This window comes from Alicyclobacillus acidoterrestris, from assembly GCF_022674245.1.
Classification (GTDB): domain Bacteria; phylum Bacillota; class Bacilli; order Alicyclobacillales; family Alicyclobacillaceae; genus Alicyclobacillus; species Alicyclobacillus acidoterrestris.
This window is the reverse complement of record NZ_CP080467.1, coordinates 1,646,000-1,672,315: the sequence shown is the minus strand read 5'-3', so window position 1 is coordinate 1,672,315 and position 26,316 is coordinate 1,646,000. Positions and strand designations below refer to the sequence as shown.

At 53.9% G+C, this 26,316-nt stretch carries 26 protein-coding genes and 1 pseudogene; 9 read left to right on the top strand and 18 right to left on the bottom strand.

What is annotated here, in order from left to right:
- Positions 1-3 precede the first annotated feature (3 nt).
- From sufC to K1I37_RS07670, 6 genes are all read right to left on the bottom strand, one after another.
- Positions 4-789 (bottom strand): Fe-S cluster assembly ATPase SufC, encoded by a 786-nt coding sequence (gene sufC / locus K1I37_RS07695; RefSeq protein ID WP_021297131.1) that lies wholly within the window; start codon positions 787-789, stop codon positions 4-6.
- Positions 790-970: 181 nt separating this feature from the next.
- Positions 971-1,279: a metal-sulfur cluster assembly factor gene (locus K1I37_RS07690; RefSeq protein ID WP_021297132.1), complete on the bottom strand. Its 309-nt coding sequence runs from the start codon at positions 1,277-1,279 to the stop codon at positions 971-973.
- A 39-nt stretch (positions 1,280-1,318) separates the two neighbouring features.
- The gene (gene ald / locus K1I37_RS07685) at positions 1,319-2,434 is read right to left on the bottom strand and encodes an alanine dehydrogenase (protein ID WP_021297133.1); all 1,116 of its coding nucleotides are present in this window, start codon (positions 2,432-2,434) and stop codon (positions 1,319-1,321) included.
- Positions 2,435-2,538: 104 nt separating this feature from the next.
- Complete coding sequence (locus tag K1I37_RS07680) at positions 2,539-2,808, bottom strand: hypothetical protein (protein WP_021297134.1); 270 nt, start codon at positions 2,806-2,808, stop codon at positions 2,539-2,541.
- Between the two features lie 57 nt (positions 2,809-2,865).
- Positions 2,866-3,894 carry a hypothetical protein gene (locus K1I37_RS07675; protein WP_021297135.1) on the bottom strand — a complete coding sequence of 343 codons (1,029 nt, stop codon included), beginning with the start codon at positions 3,892-3,894 and terminating at the stop codon, positions 2,866-2,868.
- Positions 3,875-4,441, bottom strand: coding sequence for a sigma-70 family RNA polymerase sigma factor (locus K1I37_RS07670; RefSeq protein ID WP_021297136.1), 567 nt, complete (start codon positions 4,439-4,441; stop codon positions 3,875-3,877). The genes K1I37_RS07675 and K1I37_RS07670 overlap by 20 nt, the downstream gene beginning before the upstream one ends.
- Positions 4,442-4,579: 138 nt before the next feature.
- On the opposite strand from K1I37_RS07670, the gene K1I37_RS07665 reads away from it, so the two are divergent.
- A complete protein-coding gene (locus K1I37_RS07665; protein WP_021297137.1) occupies positions 4,580-5,641 on the top strand; it encodes a quinone-dependent dihydroorotate dehydrogenase in 1,062 nt (353 codons plus the stop codon).
- A gap of 38 nt (positions 5,642-5,679) precedes the next feature.
- Here the strand turns inward: K1I37_RS07665 and fabI are convergent, their stop codons facing one another.
- Positions 5,680-6,450 (bottom strand): enoyl-ACP reductase FabI, encoded by a 771-nt coding sequence (fabI, locus tag K1I37_RS07660; RefSeq protein WP_021297138.1) that lies wholly within the window; start codon positions 6,448-6,450, stop codon positions 5,680-5,682.
- Positions 6,451-6,613: 163 nt separating this feature from the next.
- On the opposite strand from fabI, the gene K1I37_RS07655 reads away from it, so the two are divergent.
- Both K1I37_RS07655 and K1I37_RS07650 read left to right on the top strand, forming a co-directional pair.
- Complete coding sequence (locus K1I37_RS07655; RefSeq protein WP_021297139.1) at positions 6,614-7,222, top strand: superoxide dismutase; 609 nt, start codon at positions 6,614-6,616, stop codon at positions 7,220-7,222.
- A 162-nt stretch (positions 7,223-7,384) separates the two neighbouring features.
- Positions 7,385-8,731: a hypothetical protein gene (locus K1I37_RS07650; protein WP_021297140.1), complete on the top strand. Its 1,347-nt coding sequence runs from the start codon at positions 7,385-7,387 to the stop codon at positions 8,729-8,731.
- A gap of 150 nt (positions 8,732-8,881) precedes the next feature.
- Here K1I37_RS07650 and folE read toward each other — a convergent pair whose 3' ends face one another.
- Positions 8,882-9,442, bottom strand: coding sequence for a GTP cyclohydrolase I FolE (folE, locus tag K1I37_RS07645; protein ID WP_031218907.1), 561 nt, complete (start codon positions 9,440-9,442; stop codon positions 8,882-8,884).
- Between the two features lie 317 nt (positions 9,443-9,759).
- The gene (locus K1I37_RS07640; RefSeq protein ID WP_031218908.1) at positions 9,760-10,947 is read right to left on the bottom strand and encodes a hypothetical protein; all 1,188 of its coding nucleotides are present in this window, start codon (positions 10,945-10,947) and stop codon (positions 9,760-9,762) included.
- 154 nt (positions 10,948-11,101) lie between these two features.
- Between K1I37_RS07640 and K1I37_RS07635 the strand changes: the two genes are divergently transcribed.
- Positions 11,102-11,767, top strand: a complete 666-nt coding sequence (locus tag K1I37_RS07635) for an SGNH/GDSL hydrolase family protein (RefSeq protein WP_021297143.1) — start codon at positions 11,102-11,104, stop codon at positions 11,765-11,767.
- Positions 11,768-12,029: 262 nt separating this feature from the next.
- Here the strand turns inward: K1I37_RS07635 and K1I37_RS07630 are convergent, their stop codons facing one another.
- From K1I37_RS07630 to K1I37_RS07620, 3 genes are all read right to left on the bottom strand, one after another.
- Positions 12,030-13,601, bottom strand: coding sequence for a recombinase family protein (locus K1I37_RS07630; RefSeq protein WP_021297144.1), 1,572 nt, complete (start codon positions 13,599-13,601; stop codon positions 12,030-12,032).
- Positions 13,589-13,762, bottom strand: a complete 174-nt coding sequence (locus K1I37_RS07625; RefSeq protein WP_021297145.1) for a hypothetical protein — start codon at positions 13,760-13,762, stop codon at positions 13,589-13,591. The genes K1I37_RS07630 and K1I37_RS07625 overlap by 13 nt, the downstream gene beginning before the upstream one ends.
- Before the next feature lie 119 nt (positions 13,763-13,881).
- Positions 13,882-14,595, bottom strand: coding sequence for a DedA family protein (locus K1I37_RS07620; protein ID WP_021297146.1), 714 nt, complete (start codon positions 14,593-14,595; stop codon positions 13,882-13,884).
- 26 nt (positions 14,596-14,621) lie between these two features.
- Here K1I37_RS07620 and K1I37_RS07615 point away from each other — a divergent pair.
- Positions 14,622-14,891: pseudogene (locus K1I37_RS07615) on the top strand (sigma-70 family RNA polymerase sigma factor); the annotation flags it as partial.
- Positions 14,892-15,205: 314 nt separating this feature from the next.
- Positions 15,206-17,182 (top strand): methyl-accepting chemotaxis protein, encoded by a 1,977-nt coding sequence (locus K1I37_RS07610; RefSeq protein ID WP_021297147.1) that lies wholly within the window; start codon positions 15,206-15,208, stop codon positions 17,180-17,182.
- Positions 17,183-17,312: 130 nt separating this feature from the next.
- On the opposite strand, the gene K1I37_RS07605 is transcribed toward K1I37_RS07610, so the two are convergent.
- Complete coding sequence (locus K1I37_RS07605) at positions 17,313-17,513, bottom strand: hypothetical protein (RefSeq protein ID WP_021297148.1); 201 nt, start codon at positions 17,511-17,513, stop codon at positions 17,313-17,315.
- A 175-nt stretch (positions 17,514-17,688) separates the two neighbouring features.
- Between K1I37_RS07605 and K1I37_RS07600 the strand changes: the two genes are divergently transcribed.
- The 3 genes from K1I37_RS07600 to K1I37_RS07590 all read left to right on the top strand — a co-directional run bounded on the left by K1I37_RS07600 (position 17,689) and on the right by K1I37_RS07590 (position 20,153).
- On the top strand, positions 17,689-19,236 hold the full coding sequence (locus tag K1I37_RS07600) for a recombinase family protein (protein WP_021297149.1): 1,548 nt from the start codon (positions 17,689-17,691) through the stop codon (positions 19,234-19,236).
- Between the two features lie 36 nt (positions 19,237-19,272).
- The gene (locus K1I37_RS07595; RefSeq protein WP_051189507.1) at positions 19,273-19,593 is read left to right on the top strand and encodes a sigma factor-like helix-turn-helix DNA-binding protein; all 321 of its coding nucleotides are present in this window, start codon (positions 19,273-19,275) and stop codon (positions 19,591-19,593) included.
- 77 nt (positions 19,594-19,670) lie between these two features.
- The gene (locus tag K1I37_RS07590; protein ID WP_021297151.1) at positions 19,671-20,153 is read left to right on the top strand and encodes a hypothetical protein; all 483 of its coding nucleotides are present in this window, start codon (positions 19,671-19,673) and stop codon (positions 20,151-20,153) included.
- Positions 20,154-20,192: 39 nt separating this feature from the next.
- On the opposite strand, the gene K1I37_RS07585 is transcribed toward K1I37_RS07590, so the two are convergent.
- The 5 genes from K1I37_RS07585 to K1I37_RS07565 form a co-directional block, all read right to left on the bottom strand.
- Positions 20,193-20,507, bottom strand: coding sequence for a hypothetical protein (locus tag K1I37_RS07585; RefSeq protein ID WP_021297152.1), 315 nt, complete (start codon positions 20,505-20,507; stop codon positions 20,193-20,195).
- A gap of 99 nt (positions 20,508-20,606) precedes the next feature.
- Positions 20,607-20,963 carry a hypothetical protein gene (locus tag K1I37_RS07580; RefSeq protein ID WP_242215995.1) on the bottom strand — a complete coding sequence of 119 codons (357 nt, stop codon included), beginning with the start codon at positions 20,961-20,963 and terminating at the stop codon, positions 20,607-20,609.
- A 392-nt stretch (positions 20,964-21,355) separates the two neighbouring features.
- Positions 21,356-22,594: a S1C family serine protease gene (locus K1I37_RS07575; protein ID WP_021297154.1), complete on the bottom strand. Its 1,239-nt coding sequence runs from the start codon at positions 22,592-22,594 to the stop codon at positions 21,356-21,358.
- Positions 22,595-22,829: 235 nt separating this feature from the next.
- Positions 22,830-24,794, bottom strand: a complete 1,965-nt coding sequence (locus K1I37_RS07570; RefSeq protein WP_021297155.1) for a dynamin family protein — start codon at positions 24,792-24,794, stop codon at positions 22,830-22,832.
- On the bottom strand, positions 24,791-26,287 hold the full coding sequence (locus K1I37_RS07565; RefSeq protein WP_021297156.1) for a dynamin family protein: 1,497 nt from the start codon (positions 26,285-26,287) through the stop codon (positions 24,791-24,793). The genes K1I37_RS07570 and K1I37_RS07565 overlap by 4 nt, the downstream gene beginning before the upstream one ends.
- Between the last annotated feature and the right edge of the window lie 29 nt (positions 26,288-26,316).

Below are 26,316 nucleotides of genomic sequence, written 5' to 3'. Positions count from 1 at the left end.
CCCTTACGCGTCGACCCCGACTGTCTCGTCTTCGATACCCAGTTCTTCTTTCAACCAGTCGTATCCCTTAGCTTCCAATTCCTCTGCGAGCTTCGCGTCGCCAGACTTGACAATTCGCCCTTGCATCATGACGTGCACATAATCCGGTACGATGTAATTCAACAAACGTTGGTAGTGCGTAATGATAAGGAAGCCGATATTGTCAGATTTCATGCTGTTGACGCCATTCGCTACAACTTTCAAGGCATCGATGTCGAGACCTGAGTCAATCTCGTCCAAAATTGCGATACGGGGTTCGAGCATCGACATCTGCAAAATCTCGTTGCGCTTTTTCTCACCACCGGAGAACCCTTCGTTGAGGTAGCGCTCAGCGAACACCGGATCAATATTCAATTGCTTCATTTTCTCCTGCAGCGTCCGGTGAAACTTGAGAACTGGTATTTCTTTTCCCTCTTCCATCCGCGCGTTGAGCGCCTGGCGAATAAAGTTCGCGTTCGACACACCTGGCACTTCCGATGGATATTGCATCGCGAGGAACAAACCCGCGCGTGCGCGTTCATCCGTAGACATTTCGAGGAGGTCCTGCCCATCCAATGTCACGCGACCACCTGTGACCTCGTAATGAGGATGACCCATCAAAGACGAAGCCAGCGTGCTCTTCCCCGTCCCGTTTGGTCCCATGATGGCGTGAATTTCCCCGCCGCGAATATGTAAATTCAATCCCTTGAGGATTTCCTTACCCTCAATGCTGACGTGTAGATCTTCGACTTGGAAATTTGGCTTTGCCATACGTACCTACCTCTCACTCATCTGTATATTTCTAAATGTTGACCATATTAGTCATGTTTCTTCTTTAAAAAGCGTATCACACCTGTGCAAAAATGCAAGTTTTCTAAGCACACATTGGGTAGAGTGCCCCGTTTGCCAGCAGAGCATCGCACAAAAGAGCCGCCTTGGCGGCGGCCCTGATTTAAAACAAATATTTGAATACGAGCTTCGCTTCGTCGGACATCATTTCTTTATCCCAAGGTGGATCGAACGTAAGCGACACATCGACTTCTTCGACACCCTCCAAGGACGTCAGCCGCTCCACGATTTCATCCTTGATTTCGTCGAACAACGGGCAACCCATTGTGGTGAGCGTCATCGTGACTTTGATGCGCTTGCCACCATCTTCAATATCGATATTGTAAACCATCCCTAGGTTGACGATATCAATTTGAATCTCCGGGTCGAGCACCTCAGTCAACATATTGCGAACCAGTTCTTCCGTGACCAAGCCGTTCCACCTCACTTTCAAATCACACGCTAGTTTCCTTTACAGCAAGGAGGACAATTCCGTGTACTCCAGATGCAACGCGTTGGCCACCGCTTCGTACGTGACCTTCCCACGATACACATTGACGCCCTTCGCCAGAGCGGCGTCAGCCTTGACCGCGGCCGCGGCACCCAGGTTGGCCAAACGCACCGCATACGGTATCGTCACGTTGGTCAACGCAAGCGTCGACGTGCGCGGAACCGCCCCTGGCATGTTGGCTACTGAATAGTGTACCACACCATATTTCTCATACACCGGATCACTATGGGTCGTGATGCGGTCAATCGTCGCAATCGATCCGCCCTGGTCAATCGCCACATCGACAATCACGCCACCCGGGTTCATCCCCTTGACCATGTCATCCGTGACAATCTTCGGCGCACGCGCACCTGGTATCAGCACAGCGCCCACAAGCAAGTCAGCGCCTTCAATATGTTCGTGCAGGTTATAACTGTTTGACATCACGGTCCGCACTTGCCCGCGGAACATGTCATCCAGTTCTCGCAGCCGCCGAGGGTTGCTGTCAAAAATCGTGACATCTGCGCCCATCCCCAAAGCGACGCGTGCAGCATTCGTACCGACGATACCGCCGCCGACAATGACGACGCGCGCCGGTGGCACCCCAGGAACGCCAGCGAGCAGCACACCGCGACCACCAAATGGCTTCTCCAAGAAGTGCGCGCCCACTTGAATGGACATCCGGCCAGCCACTTCCGACATCGGCATCAAGAGTGGCAGACTGTTATCAGACAATTGAACTGTCTCATAACCAATCGCCGTGACGCCGGTATCCATTAAGGCTTTTGTCAATTCGGGCTCCGGCGCGAGATGCAAATATGTAAACAGTGTCAGATCAGAGCGAAAGAAAGCAAACTCAGACGGTTGTGGCTCCTTGACCTTGAGCACCATATCGGCGTCGCCCCAGGTGGACGACGCATCAGCGTAAATGTGTGCACCAGCCTCTTGGTACTGTGCGTCTGTAAACCCACTGCCTGCGCCTGCGCCGGTCTCGACAAACACCTGATGACCCGCATCCACGAGCGCACGTACACCAGCTGGTGTAATTGCAACGCGATCTTCATTGTCTTTAATCTCTTTTGGCACTCCGATTCTCACGACTGTTTCTCCCTTCACCAATACCGCCTAATGGAAGCCAGGCTCGATTTATTTCTAGTGTACGTCTCTCGTAATCTAAACGCAATGAGACGTGATAGGTAAGCTTACTCGCTCCCCTCACCTGGCGCCACAATTCGTTTCACGCGGACTCGTCGAGTCCGTGAACGGCGTGCCTCCTCAACGACTTCGGGATGCACTTCTAGCCACAGTTGAATGCGTTTGACGTCGCTGGGCGCAATGCGCCACGTGCGATCATTATACAAAAACGACTCCCCTGTTAACTCGTCCACAAGCGACTCCACTGCCTGCCTTACGGCCTCAACTGGGACATGCAGCATGTCTGCCAACTCTGCCAGACTAAACCGCGTCGTCATGGGTTTCCTTCTCCTTTCTCCCGCGTCGCCCCCGTACGCCGCGGGTCGTTTTTCGCGTTAAAAACCACCCTGAGGCGTGTTGATAATCATCACGTGGGCCATTCGGTTAAAGAAATCCGATTGATTATCCGAAATCACTCGGAAGTTCACCGCAATCGATTGTCCAGGCTGAACGACACTAGGCCACACCTGGTCTTTATACTCGGGTGTCAAATGGTACATAAAACGAATACTGCCATCCGACATAAAACTCTGTTCAGGCGACGACGCAAACCAAATGACGGCACGCGCTGAACTGAGCGGAAACGGCGATTTGGACGTGTTAGTCAGCCTCGCATCGATTTGCACCGACTGCGCACGACCGTCCACGACACGTGGCTCCACCTGTACCTGACTCACGTCAAGCGGGCTCTTGGTCCACACCTTGTCAGCCATGTCGGTCGGTACCAAGTGGGCTAGGTAAAAGCTAAGATGCGGCGTTTCCACGATAGCCTGTGTCAGCGGCGCATGCAGCGTGCTACCGTCCGGGTGAAATCCCCATTGTGCCGTCTGGTGCGGCGCAATGGAACCACTGGGCCCGTTGACAAACGTCAACCAATTTTCTCCGGTTTGCAGGTTATTGTTCCCTGCCGGTGTGAACGACAGGACACCAAAGATATCCGATTCGCGCACCGGTTTGTCTGAGGTATTCGTCAAATCGGCAAGTACGTCGGAATCCTTCGGGTCTCCAGGCAATGTACCCACGCGCACGTTGGATATTTGTAGCGGGGCTTGCGCCATCCCATACTGCTTCGCGTCTAATTGGAACGAAACTGGCGCCGAAGTGGCAGATGCTTGGTTTGCTGCTTGCTCTGCATCATGCCGCTCCAGGCCTATCCCCACTCCAATCACTGCGACTGCCGCGACCAGTCCGCTGGCGATTCCAGCGTACCAAGAGCGTGGTACTCGCTTTCGCCGTCCTCCTGCAAGTGCTAGATCTTCTGCCTTGGCGGCATTGAGAACGCGCGACTTCAACTCGTCGCGAAACGGAACTTCACTCAATTGCTGCATGATGTTCTGGAGGTCTTTATCGTCTCGATTCGTCATGAAACCCCATCCCCTCCTCACTGAGCGCACGCTTGAGCAACTGCCGTCCTCGATGTAATCTCGTTCGAACCGCTTGTTCAGTTATTCCAAGAACCTCGGCCACCTCTTGGCTCGACAGTTCCCGCTCATAATAAAGAATGACCACTTCCCGATACTTCTCCGGCAATCGATGGACCGTCTGCCACAATTCATCGCGATCAAGCTTCACGGCCACTTCCGTGGCCGTGTCAGACACCGATATGGCTGCCAGCGCGTCGCCGTCATCTGCAACCTCGTGCTTCGCGCTCCAAGATCTGAGGTAATCTTTCGCGCGGTTCGCCGTAATCGACAGCAACCAGGTCTTTACAGAGCTGTTTCCTTGAAACGACTCCCAATTTCGCCATGCTCGAAGAAAGACATCCTGGGCGATGTCTTCTGCCCTATGATAGTTGTGAACATAAGAGTAGGCGAGATGGATCACGTCACTCCCATAAGCGTCCATCCACTCCTCGAGACGAGGAAGATCTTGAAACGCTTCGTCATCGCTCGCCCGACGCGCTTTCGGCATGTTGATTCCCCTTACTGAAGCGCACGCCTTTTGACTGTTAGACGGAGTTCTCCCGCTAAACGTGACAAAGGCGTGTGCGAATCCCTAAAACATGCTACACTTTCGAGCAGATTTGATAAAGAGATGTTGGAGGTCACTATGTATAAGACTCTGCGCAGCGCACTCTTTCAATTAGACCCAGAGCGAGCACACCATCTTGTCCTCGACGCCTTGGGACACTGGCCCAACCTGGGTAAACTTGCTGTCCGCCCGTGGACGCCCGACAAAATCCTGCACACGACCGTGCTCGGTATGACCCTTCCCCACCCAATTGGGCTCGCCGCAGGGTTGGACAAAGATGCAGTCGCTGTGCCAGGGCTCTTCCATTGCGGTTTTTCCAGTATCGAAGTCGGCACCGTCACCCCCGTTCCACAACCCGGCAACGAATTGCCGCGATTGTTCCGGTTGAAGGCAGATGAGGCACTGATCAATCGCATGGGCTTCAATAACAAAGGAAGTCGTGCCTGTGCCAACCGCCTGGCCAACCTGAAACATCGAGCAGGCTATGTCGGTGTCAATATTGGCAAAAACAAAGTGACACCAAATGAACGCGCGGGCGACGACTATGAGCGTGCCCTTCGCGACGTCATCGCGACTGCCGATTATGTGACGATAAATCTGAGTTCTCCAAACACGCCAGGCCTTCGGGATCTACAAAGTGCGCGAACCATCCAGTCCTTGCTAGACAGACTCGCGCCTTACCTCACTGAACATCGCAAGCCAGTCTTTGTCAAACTGTCTCCAGACCTCAACGACGCGGCGCTGACTCATATCGTCGAAGCGTTGTTAGAGTCTAGTTTGGTCGGGCAACTGGGTATTATCGCGACCAACACGACAATCTCCCGGGTGGGACTGAAAAGCGCAGAGAAAAAAGAGAGTGGCGGATTGAGCGGGCGACCGCTAAGGGCGAGATCGACCCAGGTGATTCGCCTTGTGCGGCAAGCGGCACAAGGACGCCTGCCCATCATCGGTTGCGGCGGAATATTCACAGGGGACGACGCGTACGAAAAAATTCGAGCTGGCGCCGACCTGCTACAAATCTATACAGCCTTCATCTACGAAGGGCCAACGGTCGTTCGGGACATCGCCAGAGAATTGGCCGAACGGCTTCGGCAGGACGGATTTTCCACTATCGCCGAAGCCGTTGGCGCAGACGTCTGAGCATAGGCCTATGCAAAGGCCTGGTGAAATCAGGCAGGTCAGACGCCGACGATGTGGTATCCTCCGTCGACGTGAATCACCTCGCCTGTAATCCCCCGACTCAAATCAGACAGGAAGAACGCCGTGACGTCTCCGACCTCTTGCGCGTCGACATTGCGGCGAAGCGGCGCCTTCTCCTCCATCGTGTGCAACACGTCGTTGAAGCCGCGCACGCCTTTCGCCGCGAGTGTGCGAATTGGCCCAGCGGAGACCGCATTCACGCGGATGTTGTCCTTGCCCAAGTCTTTTGCAAGATAGCGCACAGCCGACTCCAGCGAAGCCTTGGCAACACCCATCACGTTATAATTTTCCACCGCGCGCTCACCACCTAAATAACTCATGGTGACGATGCCACCACCATCCGTCATCAAAGGACGGGCGGCTCGGGCCACGGCGACTAGTGAATACGCGCTAATATTCTGCGCCAGCAGAAACCCTTCACGGGATGTCGCCACAAATTCGCCCTGTAAATCTTCGACGTTGGCGTGCGCTATCGAATGCACAAGGCCATGAATCGAACCCTGTTGACCAATCTCGGCAAACGCCGCCTCGATCGAAGCATCGTCAGTGACGTCACATTGAACCACGCGCGCGTTCGTCTCCGGGAGTTCGGCAAGCAACTTCTTAATCTGTTCCCCCGCCCGCTCACTCCTGTACGTCAACACGAGATTTGCCCCATGTTGCGCTGCGGCTGTCGCGACGCTCCAACCAATGCTGCGCTTATTTGCGACGCCCATCACGACAATGGTCTTGCCAGTCAAAAGTGCCAAGTGATAACCCCTTTTCCAGTGGACAGTTCTTTTACATGTATACCATCCGGCGCGAATATCGTAAACAATCGGTCGAAAGTTTGCACACGGTATTTGGAAAACATTCTATGAGTGCGTTACAATAGGCTTGAAACGACCCAATTACATAGGGAGGTTTGTCCACATGGCTCATGAATTGCCAGCATTACCGTATGCGTTTGACGCACTCGAACCGCACATCGACGCCTTGACGATGGAAATTCACCATGATCGTCACCACGGGACGTACGTTACGAACTTGAACAAAGCGCTCGAAGGTCAAGCAGACTTGGCCAATAAAAGCGTTGAAGATCTGATCAGCGACCTCAACGCCGTTCCAGAAAACATTCGTACGGCAGTCCGCAACAATGGCGGCGGCCACGCGAACCACAGCCTGTTCTGGAAGCTGCTCTCGCCAAATGGTGGCGGCCAACCAACAGGTAAATTGGCTGAGGCGATTAATAGCACTTTTGGTAGCTTTGATAAATTCAAAGAGCAGTTCAACGCTGCAGCGACAGGCCGCTTTGGCAGTGGTTGGGCGTGGCTGGTTGTCGACGGCGGCAAACTCGCCATCATCAGCACAGCAAACCAAGACAACCCGTTGATGGAAGGGAAAAAGCCTGTTCTCGGCCTCGACGTTTGGGAACACGCTTACTACCTCAAATATCAAAACAAACGTCCTGATTACATCGCAGCGTTCTGGAATGTCGTCAACTGGGACGAAGCAAATAAGAACTACGAAGCTGCACTGTAAGACATACACATATTCCAAAAGCTGTTCCTCAGGATGCTGGGGAACAGCTTTTTTTTGTCGTCGTTGCCATGAAAAAAATCTGGGACAACCCCCTGGCTCATGTTACACTAGATTTAACCATTTACTAGACGCCATTTCGCGATTCGGATAGGAGGTTGAGTCGTGTCAAAACAGACCCCAGGGCGCATGCACTGGGTTATGCAAAAAATTCTTATTCCGACTGCAGCTATCTCATCATCCGCCGCCATATTGATTTGGTCCTACCAATACCATGAGCGTCACCTGAACGAGCAACTGTTAAATGGACAAGCCGCGCAAGCATTGGCCAGCCAAATAAAAACCGGAACGACGACCTCTCTACAGCCATCGCAGACGTCAAGCACTTCGAAAACGTCGACATCGACCGCCGATGACCACTCGAACACGTCAAACAGGCAAAGCAACTCCATCGACAATTCGAAATCGACGGTGCATTCAGACAATCTGACGACACCCAAAATAGCGGCGACAAAACCGTCATCGTCAGCGACTCACCCGGGAAAATCAGCTGGTACACAAGACAATTCGGCTGCTGCGACGTTGGGCGCGGTTCTTGGCGGACAAGCGAAAGTCGTCGCAAAGAGCGCGTACGCAGACACGTCCGTCAAATCTTCGGTGTTACAGTACGGGCAATCTCCAGAAACCGAGGGCGTCCTGTCCTCGTATTCAGATGGGCAAGGACACAGTTTAACCGTGCCAACATCGATGACGCATGACATTGTCGCGGTTCCACTCCAACGAGGCGTCATTTGGGCGCAAATTCCGAAGTCCCCCACGACAGTGGGTGCGCAAAGTCCACCGACGGTGATTCAGTACACGCCATTCCCGACCGATGCCAAACAGACGCCGCTCACAGAAGGCGCCATCATCATCGGTCAGGTGCCCGCCAATGTCGCATCGGCGTCGGCGTTCAACACCAATTGGACGACGGCTGTTTCACCGGCACAAACGACAAGTGGATCCGTTGCCAACTCATCCACAGGCCAACAACCAGATTCGACCACCGCGTCGCAGCCACTCGGCAGTTCAAGCTCGAATGCGTCTTTGCAACACGCTGGCGTCGCACAAAATAAAACAAATACCACCGTTCATCTATTCGAATTGGACCAGACACACAGCGGGGCCGTTTTCGTCTTTGAGCTTACAGATGCAAGTGGCGCAAAAACCGATGCACTGCAGTATTTTGACGAGACCTCCATGCACGTATCGCCTTTGGCGAATCTGCAAACGACTGCCCAGCAAAACGTGTGGTGGGCCGTCGGTCAAACAGACATTTACTGGGGAACTGCGGTTCGCTCGACCGATGGAAACTCGATATCGGGCAGTGCGACCCGGTATGATCTGACGCGCAATCAAACACAATCTATCGCCCTTGGAACTTGGACCGACAACGTCTACATCCACGGCGACAATCTCGTCTATCAAATCGGCAATACATCGACCTGGGCCCTGTTTACGCCGAACCACTGAGCGACGCCTACCGACACAAAAAAGCTGCGCGGGACACGACGGAGAAACGCCTGCCCCACGCAGCTTTGATTTCGTTGTACAGCCCCGCGTACCCACACACGATTGTCTCATGCGCGCAACGCCGGAAAGTCCTGTGCTTGTCCAATAAATTTAACGATAGCGAACCAGTTGCAGCACCTCTTCGCGCATGCGCAAATCCGACTCATAGCGACCGCGAACCGCCAACGTCATCGTCTTGCTGCCCGGCTTCTTAATGCCGCGCATATTCATGCACAGGTGCTCCGCATCGACGACCACCATAACCCCTTCGGCATTCAACTCGGTAAACAGCACGTCGGCTATGTCGTTGGTCATCCGCTCCTGCACTTGGGGCCGCTTTGCCACCGTGTCCACCAAGCGGGCCAACTTCGACAAGCCTGTTACCACATTGTCGCTCGGAAGATAGGCCACATGGGCTGTCCCAAAGAAAGGTAGCAAATGATGTTCACACATCGAGTAGAACGGGATGTCGCGAACGAACACCATTTCTCCGTGCTCGACGTGAAAACGAGCGCTCAACTCCTGCTTTGGATCCCGATGCAACCCCGCAAAAATCTCTTCGTACATACGTGCGACACGCGCAGGGGTATCCAACAACCCTTCGCGATCTGGGTCTTCGCCCACCGCCGTCAAAATCATGCGCACAGCTTCTTCAATCTTGGCCAAGTCCATTGTTCGTGCCGGTTGAATTGATGTATCTTCGAATTCTGCGTCCACATGATGTGGGTGAATGTGTGTTGTCAATCGTGTTCCTCCTCATCAATCGCCCCGCACTTCAGATGGGAGCCATTGTACATCCTTTATACAATGATGTACTGTCGTCCACAAGCGTCGTTGTCATCCTGCCCGAACAATCTACCAGAGATGCATACGTGCATGAGCAAGCAATCCTCTGTCGCGGTTGCTCACATAGGCGCGGGACTTGATTGCCATCAACCCCCGCGCCTGACTGACTCATGTCTGCACACTACCAAATGGTTTTTGCAGTATCAAGCGGTAGGACCACAATCTATTCCACTATCGCGAAACTGCACCGTGTTGTAAAGTGCCCCCCACCCTTTGACCTGCGTTATCTCATCGTTGACAGGACACGTCGCGTAATATGCGATATAACCTTTGATGTTACCGCCAGTCACTTGCGGCCGATTTCCCGTAATGGGCGCAATCGCCACAAATGCAGGTAGGCTCAGAGCGGACAACTGAAATGTCGTGTATTGCGATTGGTTGCAATAAAACGCAGGTTGGAACGATGTGTTGATAGACTTTAAGCCTGCATCCCAACCGCGGATAAAGTCCTGAAACTGTTGCGCTGTTTGGGCAGGTGTATTGTAACCTTCGGGATCGAGAATGACGTAGTTCGGACGCCTTGTTCCAGGATATGCTTGAATTTGCGTCCCAGCGTATGATCCAGCGTCAAACCCTGCTTGATAAAAGGTCGTTCCACTCGTCGGCCAACTGACCGTCCAAAACGACAACCACCACAACTTCGCACCACTGGACTCCAGCACTTGCGCGACCTTTGCGTCAGGCTTAGCGGACAATGTCGCTGTAAACGGACTCGTTTGCGCCCCGAGCGCTGTCGTGACGGCAATCCCTGGCCAGCCTTGAGAAATGGCCTTTTGAACGTCAGACGTCGTGGAAATCGACGCGTATACGCCGACAGAGGGCGACGAAGTTGTAGGCGCAGGCTGCGTGGATGGCGTTGGATCCGTCGACGTGACGTTCGGCTGCGCATTCGACACGCACACCTGCTGTGGCGTTTCCTGTGTGGGCAGCGCACCGTAGCCGCGCGGAAACACCCCATGAATCGCGTAGTAGGTCAGCATGACGGCCAGTGTCAGACTGTCGAGGGATGTCACGCCCCCCGCGTTGGCGAAATAATTCGCTTTTGCACTCGCCACGCCTTGGCCTAGCGCGTACATTTCAAATGGCGTATGACCGCCTGGTTGTCCACTGGGATTCGCCCAGCCACACGGATTGTAATATAAGGAGTAGACTGCAGCCCCTCCCACTGCCACGACAATATTGCCCTCGGCGGCGACTAACCGCCACGCATTCTGAAAATTCCCCGTACAATTGGCTCTCGGAACGCCGCAGACGTTCGCTGCCGCCTGTGCCTTGAGTAGGTCCGTCGGCGTCGCCGCATAAAGATACACATGGCTTGGACTTACAGTCATGGACTTCCACACTCCCCCTGTGTTTTCTGTGGGCAAGCACCCGCTCAACAAAGAGCGAACGTGCATTCAATACAGAGGCTGATGACGCGCGCAATATCACTCTATGCAAGTGAGCACGCAATGCATGTAGGCGCCACAGAAGGAGGCGATGGGCATGCACTTCCTGGCAATGGGCGATTCCATCACGTTTGGCGAAGGGGCAACCCGCCATTGCTTGAGCTACCCATGCGTATTAACTCAGATGCTCCGACACACGCGTGGCATCAAGTCGGCTTCGGGCCTCGTCGTGGCAGAGCCTGGCTGGACCAGCGGCGCACTCAACGCCGCCGCACACGCGCTGGGTCGAATGGCGTTTGCGAAAGAGCGCGCAATTATCATCTGGGTCGGCGGCGACGATTTGGCCTATGCTGCACTCGCCGCAGCAAATGGATCCCCGCATCCGATGCAGGTGGTGACATCTGCGTTAAAACGCTACGGCTACCAGTTGAGGGGCCTCGTTCGCTACATCCAAACGTCGACCCACACACCGATTTACTTGTGTACGCAGTACAACCCATTTCCCAACAGCCCACTCGCAGTCGACGGCATCGCAGCGCTCAATGCGGTCACAAAAGAAGTGACCGATAGCACGGGCTGCGTCTGTGTTCCAACCGCCAGTTGGTTTGCTGGTCGACAAAAGGAACTGATTGCCGGATACCGCACTGGCACATTGCGCGATATCGAACGGCACGGTGTACTGCCCATTCACCCAAACAATGCGGGACACCAAGTCATTGCACGCGGGCTCTATGGGATAATTGCACCAAAATTCGGCCTGTAACATAGGCTAGGGCACCGTGTTTAGTGAGTTAGTCGGAGGTGAACGCGGATTGCTGTCACTTGCCCTTGCCGCCGCGATGATGCGGGACATGGTCCTTGTCACCGGGTTTGTCAATCAGTCGTTTCCACAGCCACTGGATAAAGAAGAAGAACAGGCGTGCTTTGAACGCTGGCGCAAGTACCAGGACAAAGCCGCACACGATTTACTTGTCGAGCACAACCTGCGCCTGGTTGCACACGTCGCCAACGTATTCGCTACACTGTCACGACATCGGTTGGGCCAGTGTCAATTGAACCATTGGGCCAGAAATGACCACATCGACCGCATCGCCAGAGGCGTCAATGAGGCATTCGTCCACAAAGCTACAGACCATCTGGCGGCGGATGTCAAACGGAATCCGCTCATCCCCCGTTAAGAACATCTGCATCACCTGATCTATCGACCGCTGGCGCGCCGATTCCGTTTGCTGGAGGACCGACTGTAAGTGCGCTGTGCGCGCCGCCGCACGTGCTTGCTGTTGCCGCACTTGCTCGGCGAGGCGTTCATATTCAACTTGCGACAAGTCCCCAGTCACATACAAATTCTGAAGCCGCTGAAGCCGCTGAACTAGTTGCTCGTATTGCGTTCGCGACAACTGTATGTCATCCAGTATCCTTCGCGCATGTAGACCCGTATCGTCTAAAGCGACTGCTTTCCACATCTGTGATGCCAAAAGCCGTTTTACCAACTCGCCAAACACAGCCCGCTCAATCGCCATCGCGCGAATCGCCCGACACCGATGCGAACACTGTCGCGCTTCACCGGGTTTCTCCGCCGGGCGCCGATAGTACCGAAGGTCCCCATCCCTCTTGTTTCGAGATGCCGCAACATGCCACATTCGGTGACATAAACGACACCGCAACTTCCCCTGAAGCAAATGTTGGTACGTATTGCGACTGGACCCTTGGCGATGCGCCGCCTGTCTGCGCTGACGCGCCCGCTCGAATGTCGCATCGTCGACGATACGCGGCACTGGGTAAAGAATCCAGTCGGTTTTTGGATGCCAACCAATCACGCGTCGGACGCGCTGGCGACCGCGCGCGGCGGCACCCCGCTCCTTCTTCGTTCGACGTCGATTATATGTGTACCGCCCGACATACATCTCATTGCGCAAAATGTGCGCCACCGTGGCATGACTCCACGACAGCGCCTTACGCGTCTTTGTCGGTGCGCCGCATTCGTCCAATCGCCGGGCGATTTGGCGCATGCTGAGCCGTTCATCGACATACCACGCAAAGATTTGCCGGACATACGCCGCTTCCGCTTCGTCAATGACCAATTTCCCAGATTCGTAACGATATCCATATGGGTCGATCCCCATCGGCATAATTTGCCCCTCACGAGCCGCCCGAAGCTTACCCGACAACGTCCGTCGACGAATTTGCCGCAACTCGTACTCCGCAATACTACTGATGATGTTAAATAACAAATGCGCTTCATCCGACTGATCCCAGTTCGGTACATCGACAAACACAATATCGACCTGATGTTGCTTCAAAAGGCGGACGATGATAGCTTTGTCGGCCATGTTGCGCGACAGACGGTCAGGATGCTTTACGATGACGTGGCTCAGCCGCCCTTCTGCGGCGGCGTCAAGCAGACGTGTAAGCGCTGGCCTATCCATATCTTCACCCGAAGCACCCGCCTCGCGGTACACCTCGACATCCTCCGCTGCAATGCCCAGCCGTTTCGCCTGTTCCATGCACTGCTCCAACTGCACGTCGAGACTATGGCCATCCGTCGCCTGCGCCCCTGTCGACACCCGGATATACACGGCGGCCTTCAGCAACCGCACGTGGTGTCCCTCCCTTCGTCGTCAGCGCGCCCGTCAGACAACTGTTCGGCAAACACGACCAGTTGTCTGTAGAGCACGGCCAATGTCGACGTGAGTTCCTGCTGCCGATAGATGTCACCGCCATCCGACTCGATACGAACAAAAATCGGTCTATCCGTCACAATCGCCCCCTCAGCAACTTGATATGCCTTGAAGGGATTGTCCTAGACGGATAGACCGCTGTTTCGGTACCTATAAAACTGTCGTTGCAATCGAGACGAACACTTTTATCGCCCACGAACTACGGCCGGGGCGACGGGTCATCCTCTCGCGAATCTGCCTCGTCCACTGTCGTCGATGGCGCACTCGATTCTTCTAGCGCACCTTCTCCTGCCTCTTTCGCTATCTCCTGTGGCTGCGCCTGCGCTTTTTCCCGACGATGGCTGCGGACTTTCAAGTAGACGATGGCCGCGACAATCAGACAGACGACGATGATAACGGGGATTAAGTAGCGGTGTAAAAATGGCCACAACTTGCTGACCAGTGCGCCAATGTAATGCCCGGCGATAATGAAGGCCCCCGACCAAGCAATGGCAGACAACGTGTTCACTGGCCAGAAAATCCAAAACCTCATCCGATTGATACCGGCCAAATACGGCACCAAAATGCGAATGCCGGCGATGAACTTCGCAATGACGAGCACCGCGTACTCGTAGCGCTGAAACTGTTCATTCGCCTTGTCTAGACGGGCAGCCGTAATCCCAATGTACTTACCCAAGTACAGCACAATCGGACGTCCGAGAAAGCGGCCAATACTATAAGCCACTGTGGAGCCCACGATGTTTCCGAGCGCTCCCGCCGCCCATAGCGGTACGAGTCGAAAAACGCCTTCCGTCCACTCAATACCCGACAGAGTCAGCGTAGTTTCCGCGGGAAACGGAAATCCGATTGCTTCGATGAACGTGATAAGGAATACGCCAAAGTAACCAAAATGGTGAATCCAATGTTGAATCAAGGTCCACTGTTCTCCTTAGTGCAGACTTGAAGCAAACTCGTGATTGTGTATGTAACACGAAGAAGTTTGATTCATCCGGTATAGACCAAGACGATTTAATTTCAATTGGAACCGTGGGCCTGATTAAAGCAGTCGACACGTACCAACCGACCAAAGGAACAAAATTTGCGACATATGCGGCCCGTTGTATCCAAAACGAGATTCTCATGCAGCTTCGCGCACAGCGCAAGACCCGCAAGGACGTGTCGCTTTACAGTCCTATTGGCACAGACAAAGAAGGCAATGAGATACCCATAACAAGATGACCGTACACAACGGGTGTGCCATATCCTTGATTATCCCCGATATGACGGACAAGCTCAATGCCATTTCGGCATTTCATCACAGCTTCTCCCTATTGATTCCGCAAACCTGCGCACTCAATTGGTTCGCAAGTGATTTTCGTTAAATTTCCGTAAAATATTTGTATCACAAACGTTAAACCTTGGTTAAATTTGCATAAATACTCCAGTTTTGACTATGCGCTTTTATAATCAAATAGACGGACAGTACATAGACAGTACATAGACAGTACATAGACAGTACATAGAAGCCAAGGAGAGAACATCCCGTGATCGGTAAATTCCTAAATAGTGTAAACCGAAAACTCATTCTCAGTTTTATCGCCGTTCTTTTGATCCCTTCTCTCGTCGTCAGTGTCATAGCCTATCGCACGTCCTACGCCAAGATGGCAGACGAACTACTCAATAACGCGACCAACAACGTGGCTCTGATGAATTCGGACATCTCAAAATACATTCAACCCGAAATGAACAATATCACGTACTTATCTGAGGAGATCAGCAAATCCGATTGGTCGTCAAACGATGGTGCGAAGTTGGACGCCATCCTGTCATCGTTTAGTGACACGCACCCAGAATTGGCAGACCTAGATTTCGCATCGACCACTGGCTTTTACAGGAATTATTCTAGCCAGCAAGCGCCAAGCGGATTCAACGCCCAACAACAACCTTGGTACCAACAAGCAGAACAGGTCAGTGGGCAAATTTGTATTCTCGATCCCTATCCATCCAGTTTGTTGAAAGGCCAACTCGTGATTGGCATTTCGGAAGTCGTGCACGATGGCAGCGGCGTGATCCACTGTGAAATTCCTGTATCTGCGTTAAGCGATGTGATTGGGTCTGTCAAAATTGGCCAAACAGGTTACCCATTGATTATCGATCGCGCTAAAAAAGTCGTCATCGACCCTGCCCTGAAAGCTGGCGAAGATGTCAGCAAACTACCGTGGGTAAATAGCATGTATACCAACACCGACGGCTCTGAGACCTACGCACAAGATGGTCACCAGCAAAAGCTCGTCTACACGACAAACCCCATCACAGGCTGGAAAATCGCAGGCTCCATGAACACACAGGACATGGCGAACGCGGCGCGACCGATTCTCACGACGACGCTCATCGTGCTCGTCATCGCCTTGATTTTGGCTGGCGGACTAATCTATATCAACATTCGCAACATCGTCGGCCCGCTGCGCAAATTAGTTCACACCACGAAACGGGTTGGCGCGGGCGACTTGAAGCAACGCGTACATATCGCCAATCACGACGAGTTTGGATTGGTATCAAACAGCTTCAATCAAATGGTCGACACACTGGAAACCGTGATTGACGAAGTCTCGCAAACATCGGACAAACTCGCTGCCGCGTCTCAAGAATTGGCTGCCAGCGCCGAAGAGACGAACAAATCAGCGGAGCACGTGTCGCTCTCTATTCATGCGATGTCCGACAATATCGCGATTCAAGCGCGCAATGTCTCAGAAAGTTTGACTGCAGTGACAGGGATCAGCGAGGACATCAAGCAGATTTCCAATCACGCGCAATCGGTTGGCCACGCGGCCACTGAAGCGGCGGATATCGCGAAGCACGGCAACGATTCCATCCAGCATGCCGTATCGCAGATGAACGCTGTGGGTCAGGGCGTCACGCAATTGGCGGAACTGATTCACTCGCTCGCAACCAACTCTCAAGATATCGGCAACATGACCGAATTGATTACAAGCATCTCATCGCAAATTCACCTTTTGGCACTCAATGCCGCCATTGAAGCCGCTCACGCGGGCGAACATGGACGCGGATTCGCCATCGTCGCCGAAGAGGTAAGAAAACTCGCTGGTGACACAGCCGACGCAGCCCGACAAATCGTGGAATCCATCTCGCTCATGCAGGCGCAGTCGGAAACTGCGGTCACGGCCATGCAATCTGCACAGACAGATGTGGACCACGGCATTCAGGCCGTGCATGTAGCTGGTACCTCCTTCGAGCGAATCACGGAGGCCGTCGAGGCCGTACAAACACAAATCCTCGATGTCTCCTCTGCAGCCCAACAAATTGCAGCAGGTACGTCCCAAGTGCTGACGTCTATTCAACAAATTGCGGCGTCCGCAGAACAGAATGCAGGAAGTTCGGAAAGTGTGGCTGCTATGGCAGAAGAACAAATGGCAACCATGCAAGAAGTGGCTGCCTCAACCCATGAGTTATCGCGGATGGCTGAACAATTGCGTCTATCCATCGCCCATTTTCAACAATAATGCGCCACGTCACTTGTCAAGAGCCGAAAGTTGCAGTAGGTGCCAAGGAAACCGCGCCTCTTCCGCTATGGAGAGGCGCGGTTTTTGCGATGATGCTCTTCGACAACCATATGCCAAAGCGGCGTGGCTGTCATTTCCCCTTCTGTTGCGGAGATGTCATTGTCTCTTGATAATACTTTGCGACGATGTTCACGACCGCTTGATGGCGCGTTTGGCGCTGTGCAGCGGACATCGGCTGTGGTGCAAAGATCCTTATCCGCGTCCCCCCGATATGCATCTCCTTGTCCGGTCGAACGCTCGTTGTCGTCTGAATACCCTCACTCGGTCGCAACTGCAACACCCCCTGTAAACGTATGACGACGAAGGTTGCAGCTTGCCTGACGAAGTTCCGCCACACACCGCTAACATGGGAAATCGGTGTTAAATCGCTGTAGGTTCAATATGAATGAGTTGTGGTCACTTCTACGACCCGCCTACGACCTGCAAACGAGGAGGCGCATCCACCAATGTCTTTCGGGACATTCCCTGAGCATCTCGGCAATGTGTGGGTATATCTCCGGAAATCGCGAGAAGACCGGGAAGCAGAGGAACGCGCGCGCCGTGAGGGGCGCGGTGACATCGAGACCTTATCTCGCCACCGCCGCAAACTCTTTCAATTGGCGTCCAAGTTTCAGTGGCGTATCACGCGTGTATTTGAAGAAGTTGTCTCCGGTGAATTTATATCGGAGCGACCAGAAATGCAAAAGCTTCTGCAAGGCGTAGAAAAGGGTGAGACACAAGCCGTTTTAACCATGGACATCGACCGCCTTGGGCGCGGCGATATGGAAGACCAAGGACGCATCATGCGGGTCTTTCGCGAAGCCGGCACCCTCATCCTAACCCCTGACAAAGTCTATGATCTCTGTGATGAAATGGACGAAGAGTGGACCGAGTTTAAAGCGTTCTTTGCCCGCCGCGAACTCAAGATGATCACCAAGCGAATGCAACAAGGACGCATCACAAGCGTCCAGGACGGCAAATACCTCGGCACTCGGCCACCCTTTGGTTACGACGTGAATGACGACCGGATACTCATTCCAAATCAAGATGCCGACACGGTGCGCCTGATTTTTGATCTCCACGTCAATCGCGGTATGGGTGGCAGCCACATTGCATCGTACTTGAACACACTCGGGATAAAGACCCCAACGGGAAAGTCGTGGAGAGCTGCGAACGTCGTTGCGATCCTCAGGAATGCCCATTACGCCGGTTACGTCGTATGGGGACGGATAAAGCACGACAAACGCAAAGGAACCTACACGAAACGCCCCGAGGAAGAAGTGATTCGGGCCAAAGGGCGCCACACGCCGCTGATTTCGATAGAGGTGTTTGAGGCGAGCGCTCAAATCCGCGCGTCGAGATCTCATGCCCCACTCGGTTTCTCAAAACAGATTGCGAACCCATTGGCCGGCCTCATCGAATGTTCGAAATGCGGCGAGAAACTGATTCGCCGGCCTTACACCAAACAAGGTCCCCACTTAATCTGCAAAAACCCGAATTGCCCCCAACGCAGCACCCGACTGGATATTGTCGAGCAAAGAGTGGTTCAGGCGCTCCGCGAATGGCTTTGCGAATACACCATCTCCTGCGACGAGGTGACTGCTGCCACAAATGCTCCAACAGAGGCGCACCACAACATGCGGTTACTGACGAAGATAGAGGATGACATTCGCCGCTTAGAAACACAACGAGACAACTTACACAACCTGCTCGAACAAGGCATCTATGACGCAGCGACATACCGTGATCGCAAACAAAAGCTCGTCTCGGAATTATCCACATTAGCGCACCAGAAAGAACGCTTGATGAAGGACATTGACCGGGAAATAGCGGCTGAGCGCACACCGCAAAAGACTATCCCGCACGTGATACACGTGCTCGACCTCTACCCCAACATGAAAACACCGGCAGAACAGAATCGATTGCTTCGCACAGTTTTGTATAAAGCGGTGTACAACAAGGAAAAGCATCAGCGGGGCGCGGAGTTCGACTTAGACCTTTATCCCTTGTTCTAAACCGCCTTTTGAATCGACCAATACAGACATCATGCTGTGGAGAATGAAATTACGATATCAGACATTCTCTGGTCCGACACGGACAATACAGAGGATGAAGTCAATAAGCGTTTGGAAATCAGCGGCATGATTAAACTACTCGACGTCTTAGACGAACGCGAGCGAAAAGTCATCGAGTTGCGATTTGGACTGGTAGACGGCCGGGAGTGGACACAAAACGAGGTCGCAGACACCCTGGATATATCTAGGTCATATGTATCCAGGCTGGAAAAAAGGGCGCTACTCAAGATGTTTCATCAATCGTACGCAGGCCAAGAACGTAAGAAGTCATATATTTACAGGAGAAATTCGCGATAAATCTCCATATATGTGTCACATTTTCCCCCACCGCGTCGTCTATAATGAGGATGTTTCGTTAACGAGGTGGGTGGATTATGTTTTCAATGCGATCCCGGCGCTTATCAGCCAAGCTCTTCATTCTTCCGGCGCTGATTATCGCCCTGTTCTGTGGCGTTGCCGCATTTGAGGTGAGTCAGCAGCACGTACGTGTGCAAATGCTGGGGACATCATTCGATGTTTCCACCATCAGTCAAGTCCTGATTCAAACAACGGGGTCTTCTACAGCAAATTCGTCAGGTCAATACCAATTGACCAGTCAGGACAGCATCTTGCGATTTTGCCGCCTGTTGGAGACGGCAAAGCCCTACACCGGGAACGAAGGCGACTTTGCCACAGATATCGACAGCGTCTTGATCGAATCATCCAACCACATTTTAAGTATTCCCGTTGCACGGACGAGTACAAACGTGATTCTGCTGTTCAACAACGCACACGCGTATATTGCCCCGAAAGGGTTCTTAACGGAGCTTCAACAGCTGGCAAAAACGGAACAAACGCCATCCAACGCCACGCCCTGATAGGGCTCGCTCGGATGGCGCTTGCTTTCGCGCGATACATCAATGGCTGATGAGGTCACCGTCACCATTCACTTCGTGCCACACCCCATTGATATTAAAACCGCCTTGTTCCACAATTTCCTTCATAAACGCAGGGTGTTTTGCTTTGATTTGGTTGAGCACGTCATAATCAATCGTATACGTGTCAGACATGCCAAACGTTCCGAAGCCAAAGTCTTTCCGACCGTCGTTGTAGACGAGATATCCACGCACGGACGGATTATCCAAATTTTGATGGCCTTCAAAGTCGGACGGCGTAAACGTCTCAAACTCGAAATTGACCACTGAACGGTCTGAATTAGACCTCTCACTCATCTCATCACAACCCCCCGCGCAATCAGTCATCCCCTATAGACTGCTGCAAAACGCGCGAGAGATACATCCAGATTGCGTCTCCTGCGAACAGCAGGCTTTTCAACTTCGCCGCTGCTCGAGATGTCGTCTGGCCTGACGGCGCAAAGGGGTGTCCCTTGAGCCATCTCCATCGACCTTTCCATCAGCCAGTCTTGAGATTGACGTTTTCTGCAACTGACGACGGCGCCGCCGACCGGGAAGAGATATCATGAACAACCAATGTAGCGCACAGATCACGAAAACTTTCACCCAAAAAGGAACGACAAACAGAATCACACCTAGTACTTTATTCGGAACTGCTGAAAGCACGAGGAATCCAATCCAGGCCGTATACGTCACTGGCCTGTCCTCTGCAAAATGTGCGCCCAACCAAGCATTAAACTGGTCGAGTGAATGAATCCCTCGAATCGCGATCATATGCTGTGAGAATACCACACCAAATTTTCTATCAGCCGGCCACCACGATAAACTCCACACTAAGTGTCGATGGGCATACCAATATACGTACATCATGAAACAAAACACAAGTGTCAATAGAAATTTCCTCAAGCAACCACCCCTGCGACCGATACCCGACCATCGCACACCGTCGACACGCGCGAACGTGTACAGGCCAATCATCGCAAGCTCATCATAGCCCAATTGGCGCTAGCTTACCATTCTATGGGCAAACGTCTGGCGGCCGCACAGGGAGGGCCTAACGCAAAAGGCGAACACTGCGCGCCAACAGAAAAGGCCGCCCTTGCCACAACTGTGGCGCCAGGACGGCCCTATTGTCGTTTTTTTACGAGTCAATCTATCGCGCTCGCTTACTGATTACTCGGCCACGGGGCAAGTGTCACCTTCACACTCGTTTGTGTGCCCCCCCGCAAAACAGATAGTGTCACGGTCTGACCCGGTTCATCAGAGTCGATATACTGCGTCAATTGCTCTATCGTGGTGACCTTTTTCCCGTCGATACCGACAATAATGTCGCCATCACCCTTGAGGATTTTAAACGGATCCGCCGAATCACTCGCGTTATTCAACTTAGCGGCGTTGGTATCCCCGCGCAGACCAGCTTTTGCGGCTGGGCTTCCCTTCGTGACAGAGGTGACATAGACGCCACTGCTGCTTGCCAATTTCATCTCCTGTTGCATCAGGGAATCGATGTCCATCCCTTCAATGCCCAACCACGCATGCTGAATGCTCTTGCCGGAAAGCAATTTCTGTTCAAGCGCCACTAAGCGGTCAATCGGAATCGCAAAGCCAATCCCAATGGAGCCTTCAATCGGGCTTTCAATTAAGGTGTTGATACCGACCACCTGACCGCTGGCATTGAGCAATGGTCCACCGGAATTGCCTGGATTGAGTGGCGCATCCGTTTGAATCATCCCGTTCATCACATGTCCACCAGACTCCGACATCGAGCGGTTCAGGCCGCTGACAATCCCCGAACTGACACTCGCCGTAAGTTCGAACGGGTTGCCAATCGCCACAACCAGATTCCCCGGCTGCAACGTCTTTGCGGACCCTAGCGTGAGCGGGCGCATCGACGCAGGCGCATTGATGTGAACAATGGCCAAGTCGTCGAGTGTATCGGCATTGACGACAGTCCCCTTGAACTTCTCGTCGCCCACACTCAACTCCACCGTCTTGGCAGACCCGACGACGTGTGCGTTGGTCGCGACATCCCCACGGTTGTCAATCAGAAAGCCCGTGCCGATGTCCTCCTGAGGGTCGGTATCCTGCCCCCCGCTGCCATTCACCGCCGTAATCGTGAAAATGCTGCCTTTGACCTCATTGTAGATATCCGTCACCAAGGTTGAATCCGACAGCGACGGATCCGCAGAACCCGCTCCACTCTGCGCGTTGGAACTCGGCGCACTCTGCGACGGCAGGTACACGACATTCGATCCTCCCGAATGCGCGATACCCGCCCCCGTCCACACGCCAAGCACGTAAAACACTGCTAAACCGAGACCGATTGCGGGCCACATGATGGCAGTTTTCCGACCTCTGCGTCGAGCCTTTGGCCAATCGTCGAAATCATCCCAGCGACGCCCCATCGTGTGTTCCTCCTCATCGATTGCCTCTGAACGAAGTAACGCGCTATGCCTGTGCAGCGGCGCGCACGATTTGTAACGATTCGCTCAAAACAAACAAAACAATATATTCCAACCCTAACACCTGTGCCTACATTGTATCTGTCAACGCAGTAGGGAACAAGTTTATGTAGACGTCTGCCGAACACCGCACGAGCGTGTCATCTCAGAAACCATTCTCGACGTCTTGGTGGCTGCGTCATACACGCACCGCTCGAAGATACGCCTGCGCACGCTGTAATGCCTCTAGCCGCCCTGCGTCAAACGGTCGCAACGCGGCCTGTTCAGCCGTGTCCAACTGGCTTTCAAACGCAGCGTACATCACTTCCAAAGCCGATTGCAGACGGCTGATTGCATCTTCCAGCACTGCCCGCGTCGCCTTCTCCATACTCGCCTTGACGACCTCCATCACAGCCGGTTCACTCTCATCCATCATCTTCCGTTGCCCATCGCCTTCGAAAAATTGCTTTGTCGAAGAGAAGTGCCGATAAAAGGGCTGCAACGTGTCAGCTGGAACGCTGGAAGCGACAGATTCGACAACGACCCCAGAGAAATCCGGTTCTTCCAGCGCCGGCGCCTGGAGCGCGTGCTCGTCAAACGCGTCGCCCCACACCTCCGCCGCGCGACGAAGGTTTCGCTCGGCCAATGCAGCCGCCCGCAACGAGAAGGTCCTCGTCTCAATGTCAATTTGCCTAGCGAGTGCGTCGGACAACGCCTCACCTGCCTCCCGCAGCTTGTCTTGACTGCGTCCGACACGAAATTGCCCTGGGTGGAACGCCTCGCGAAACAAATCGCGATAACGCAAGCGAATTCGCTCGGAGGCATGAAACACGAGCTCTTCCAAGTCGTGAACGTATTGCCCTAACAGCGACGATGCGCGATCCGTATCGCGCGCATGCGCCTCTCTCAACGTTTCACGCAACTTGGCGAGTTCATTCTGCCGACGGCTTCGGAACGATTCGTCATCCGCCTGACGGGCGACTTCGTCTGAGAGCAGATGGTCGACTTGCGACGCGACTTGGGCAAGCGCCCGGCGCACCATGTCCGCCGCGAGCTGGTCACCCTCGGTTTGCACGTACTCCGTCAACTCGCGTTCGAGTGCAGTCAACCCAGAGGCAGCAAGCATTTCATCCACATTTGGAAGAGGCGCAGCGCTGTCCAACTGCAATCGAGTGCGCGCCATCGCCTGATACTGTTCGTCGTCCGGCGCCGCAGAGAGACGCCGTGCCGCCAAGCCAATCTGCGCGGACACCTCATAGACGCGCGGCTCACGAATTCCCAAGCGGCGCAACTCGCTGGAAACGCGCGTGCGGACTGCATCGCGTTCCTCCGCGGACTTGGCGAGATCGACCGCGTTAATCACCGCGAACAGTTTGTTGGTCTTGGCGACATCTTGCACGCCGGCGAGCTGCAGCAAGAAATCTCTATCTCCCTGCGTGAAGGCGTGGGTGTAGTACATGACAAAAATCACGGCGTCGGCATGCCGCATATAGCGGAACGCGACATCGGTATGGCGCCGATGAATCGAGTCGACCCCCGGCGTATCCACAAAGATAAACCCTTTGCGAAGCCATGGATGGTCGGCGTACACATCCACCCTTGCCACGTATGCTGCATTCGCTTCGATGGCGGTAAACGACTTGAGTTCATCCAGCGTTGTCGTCCACGCTGTCCCCAGGCGGTCGCGCATGACTGGGTAGCCTTCGTAAATGGCCTTGAGAAAGCGAACGTGACGGCGCAGCGATGTCGGGTAATCCTTGGCGTTCATCGCGCCAGCGCGAGCAATGGCCTCATCGAGTCCTGAAAATTGTTCGTGCAACGCCGAAAAGGCGCTTGCGACATCGCGCCACAATTCCTCCTCGGTCTTCGCCGAGACGACGATCTGCGCTTGACGCTCATCCTCCGCTTGCAATTGCGTCACTGCGGCGGTTGTTGGGTTCGGTGACACAGTGAGCAACGACTCGCCAAACAACGCATTTAAAAGCGACGACTTCCCTGCGGAAAACGCTCCAAAGACCGCGACGAGATAATCGCGTCGCGCAAGTCGCTGTTCTACATCCATCACTTCGCGCAACGAAATATCCGGTAGAGTTTGCAGTTTTGTTTGCACGTCGCGCAACAACTCGCGCAGACGCTGTTCAGAACGATGATTCGATGTCGTCACGGATTCGGTACCTCCCCGCTACACAGCGCATCAACCCACTCGCGCTCCTTGCGCAAAACACCGTCGAGTTGTTTGAGCGCCGCGACGCGCTGGCGCTGTTCTTCTATTCTATGCCACTTGTCCGCGTGATACGTTTTGTAAGCCGCATCGGCCTCGCGAAACCACACGTCGACCAATCCGCTCAATTGGCCTAGGACATCGCGCTTGATGCGCGCCACAACGTCCTTGACGTACTGATACGGATACTGCGACGACACCAAGGCGCCTGGCTTCACCAACTTGCGAACATAGTCCAACGTGACATCCACCGTCAACCCTTCGAGTTGCGACAACCAGCTATCCTGCCCAAAGGCCAGCTGGCGGATATCCTTGGCGATTTGATTCCGCAGCGGCACCAGGAGATAGTTGGTGACGCGTCCAGTCAAATCCTCAATGAACGCCTCGCCGCGGCGCGTCTGTTCGGCAGCGGTTTTGGCGGCGGATCGGAGGAAACCAACTTTGAAGTCCGGCCGCAGACTCTCTACGAAGAACCGCCCCTTCTCCGTCGTCTCATAAGGTGCAATCTGCGCTAACTCGACCAAGCGCACCCAGCTTTCGCGCATCGCGCGCTGGGTGTCGACAAAGGCCGCATTGTCCTGTTGAAACGCCTCCTCCAACTGCGTGAGCGCTTGCGCTTCCTGCGTCAGCCAGTTCGCGAGTTCCCTTTCATCCATCGGCTCGCTGCCAAACAAGTCGCGCACCTGCGCCGCGAAAGATGCTCGCTCGCCTGCAAGCTGTTCATGAACCGCGTCGCGAATAATCTCGTCGAGCCGCTTCTGAACTTGCTCCACGTGGGTTGCGTCGTCTACATTCTGCAACCCCGCCAAAAAATCGCGAAACGCGTTCAATTCGCTGTAAGGCGATTGCGTTGTCGACGTATAGAAGATGTGCTCGAGTTCAATGCCGTAGTCCTCCAGCGCAGCTTCCACATGCTCGCGAAACTCGGCAAACGTCAATTCAAAATCGAGGTGTTTATCCACCTGATTGACGACAAACACAATTCGTTTGCCCTCTTCCGAAAACGCCCGCAACAACTCGAGATTTTCCTCGGCCTCGACATGCTGATAATCTGCGACGAGCACCATCAAATCCGCGCGATGCAGCGCATTCATCGTCGCTTCGCGATGCGCCTCATCCGTCGAGTCGACACCTGGGGTGTCCAGTAACTGTACGCGCCCATTCGTCCCTGGCAACGTCACGGCGTGAACCGCAGCCGTCGTCGGCACTGCGCCGGTCTGGAGCGCATTCGACGCACACAAGGCATTGATGAGACTCGATTTTCCGGCCGAAAACAGACCGCAAAACGCGACACTCGTGCTGGCGTGGTCCGCGGCCAACTCCCTGAGGACATCGTGTATCCGGCCAGCGTGAAGCTTGTCCCCTCTATTCTCTAACCATTGCCCGACCCGTTCATAGCGTTCGAGCAGTTGTGGTTTATCCATCATTACCTGCATTGCTTCAGAAACTCCCTTTACGACGAACT

Excerpts from the sequence above, each read along its gene's own strand:
- K1I37_RS07565 (WP_021297156.1), bottom strand. The coding sequence starts at position 26,287 with ATGCAGGTAATGATGGATAAACCACAACTGCTCGAACGCTATGAACGG.
- K1I37_RS07665 (WP_021297137.1), top strand. The coding sequence starts at position 4,580 with ATGTATAAGACTCTGCGCAGCGCACTCTTTCAATTAGACCCAGAGCGA.
- K1I37_RS07640 (WP_031218908.1), bottom strand. The coding sequence starts at position 10,947 with ATGACTGTAAGTCCAAGCCATGTGTATCTTTATGCGGCGACGCCGACG.
- K1I37_RS07635 (WP_021297143.1), top strand. The coding sequence starts at position 11,102 with ATGCACTTCCTGGCAATGGGCGATTCCATCACGTTTGGCGAAGGGGCA.
- K1I37_RS07575 (WP_021297154.1), bottom strand. The coding sequence starts at position 22,594 with ATGGGGCGTCGCTGGGATGATTTCGACGATTGGCCAAAGGCTCGACGC.
- K1I37_RS07600 (WP_021297149.1), top strand. The coding sequence starts at position 17,689 with ATGTCTTTCGGGACATTCCCTGAGCATCTCGGCAATGTGTGGGTATAT.
- sufC (WP_021297131.1), bottom strand. The coding sequence starts at position 789 with ATGGCAAAGCCAAATTTCCAAGTCGAAGATCTACACGTCAGCATTGAG.
- K1I37_RS07580 (WP_242215995.1), bottom strand. The coding sequence starts at position 20,963 with ATGATCGCGATTCGAGGGATTCATTCACTCGACCAGTTTAATGCTTGG.
- folE (WP_031218907.1), bottom strand. The coding sequence starts at position 9,442 with ATGGACTTGGCCAAGATTGAAGAAGCTGTGCGCATGATTTTGACGGCG.
- K1I37_RS07675 (WP_021297135.1), bottom strand. The coding sequence starts at position 3,894 with ATGACGAATCGAGACGATAAAGACCTCCAGAACATCATGCAGCAATTG.
- K1I37_RS07655 (WP_021297139.1), top strand. The coding sequence starts at position 6,614 with ATGGCTCATGAATTGCCAGCATTACCGTATGCGTTTGACGCACTCGAA.
- K1I37_RS07670 (WP_021297136.1), bottom strand. The coding sequence starts at position 4,441 with ATGCCGAAAGCGCGTCGGGCGAGCGATGACGAAGCGTTTCAAGATCTT.
- K1I37_RS07680 (WP_021297134.1), bottom strand. The coding sequence starts at position 2,808 with ATGACGACGCGGTTTAGTCTGGCAGAGTTGGCAGACATGCTGCATGTC.
- K1I37_RS07590 (WP_021297151.1), top strand. The coding sequence starts at position 19,671 with ATGTTTTCAATGCGATCCCGGCGCTTATCAGCCAAGCTCTTCATTCTT.
- K1I37_RS07585 (WP_021297152.1), bottom strand. The coding sequence starts at position 20,507 with ATGAGTGAGAGGTCTAATTCAGACCGTTCAGTGGTCAATTTCGAGTTT.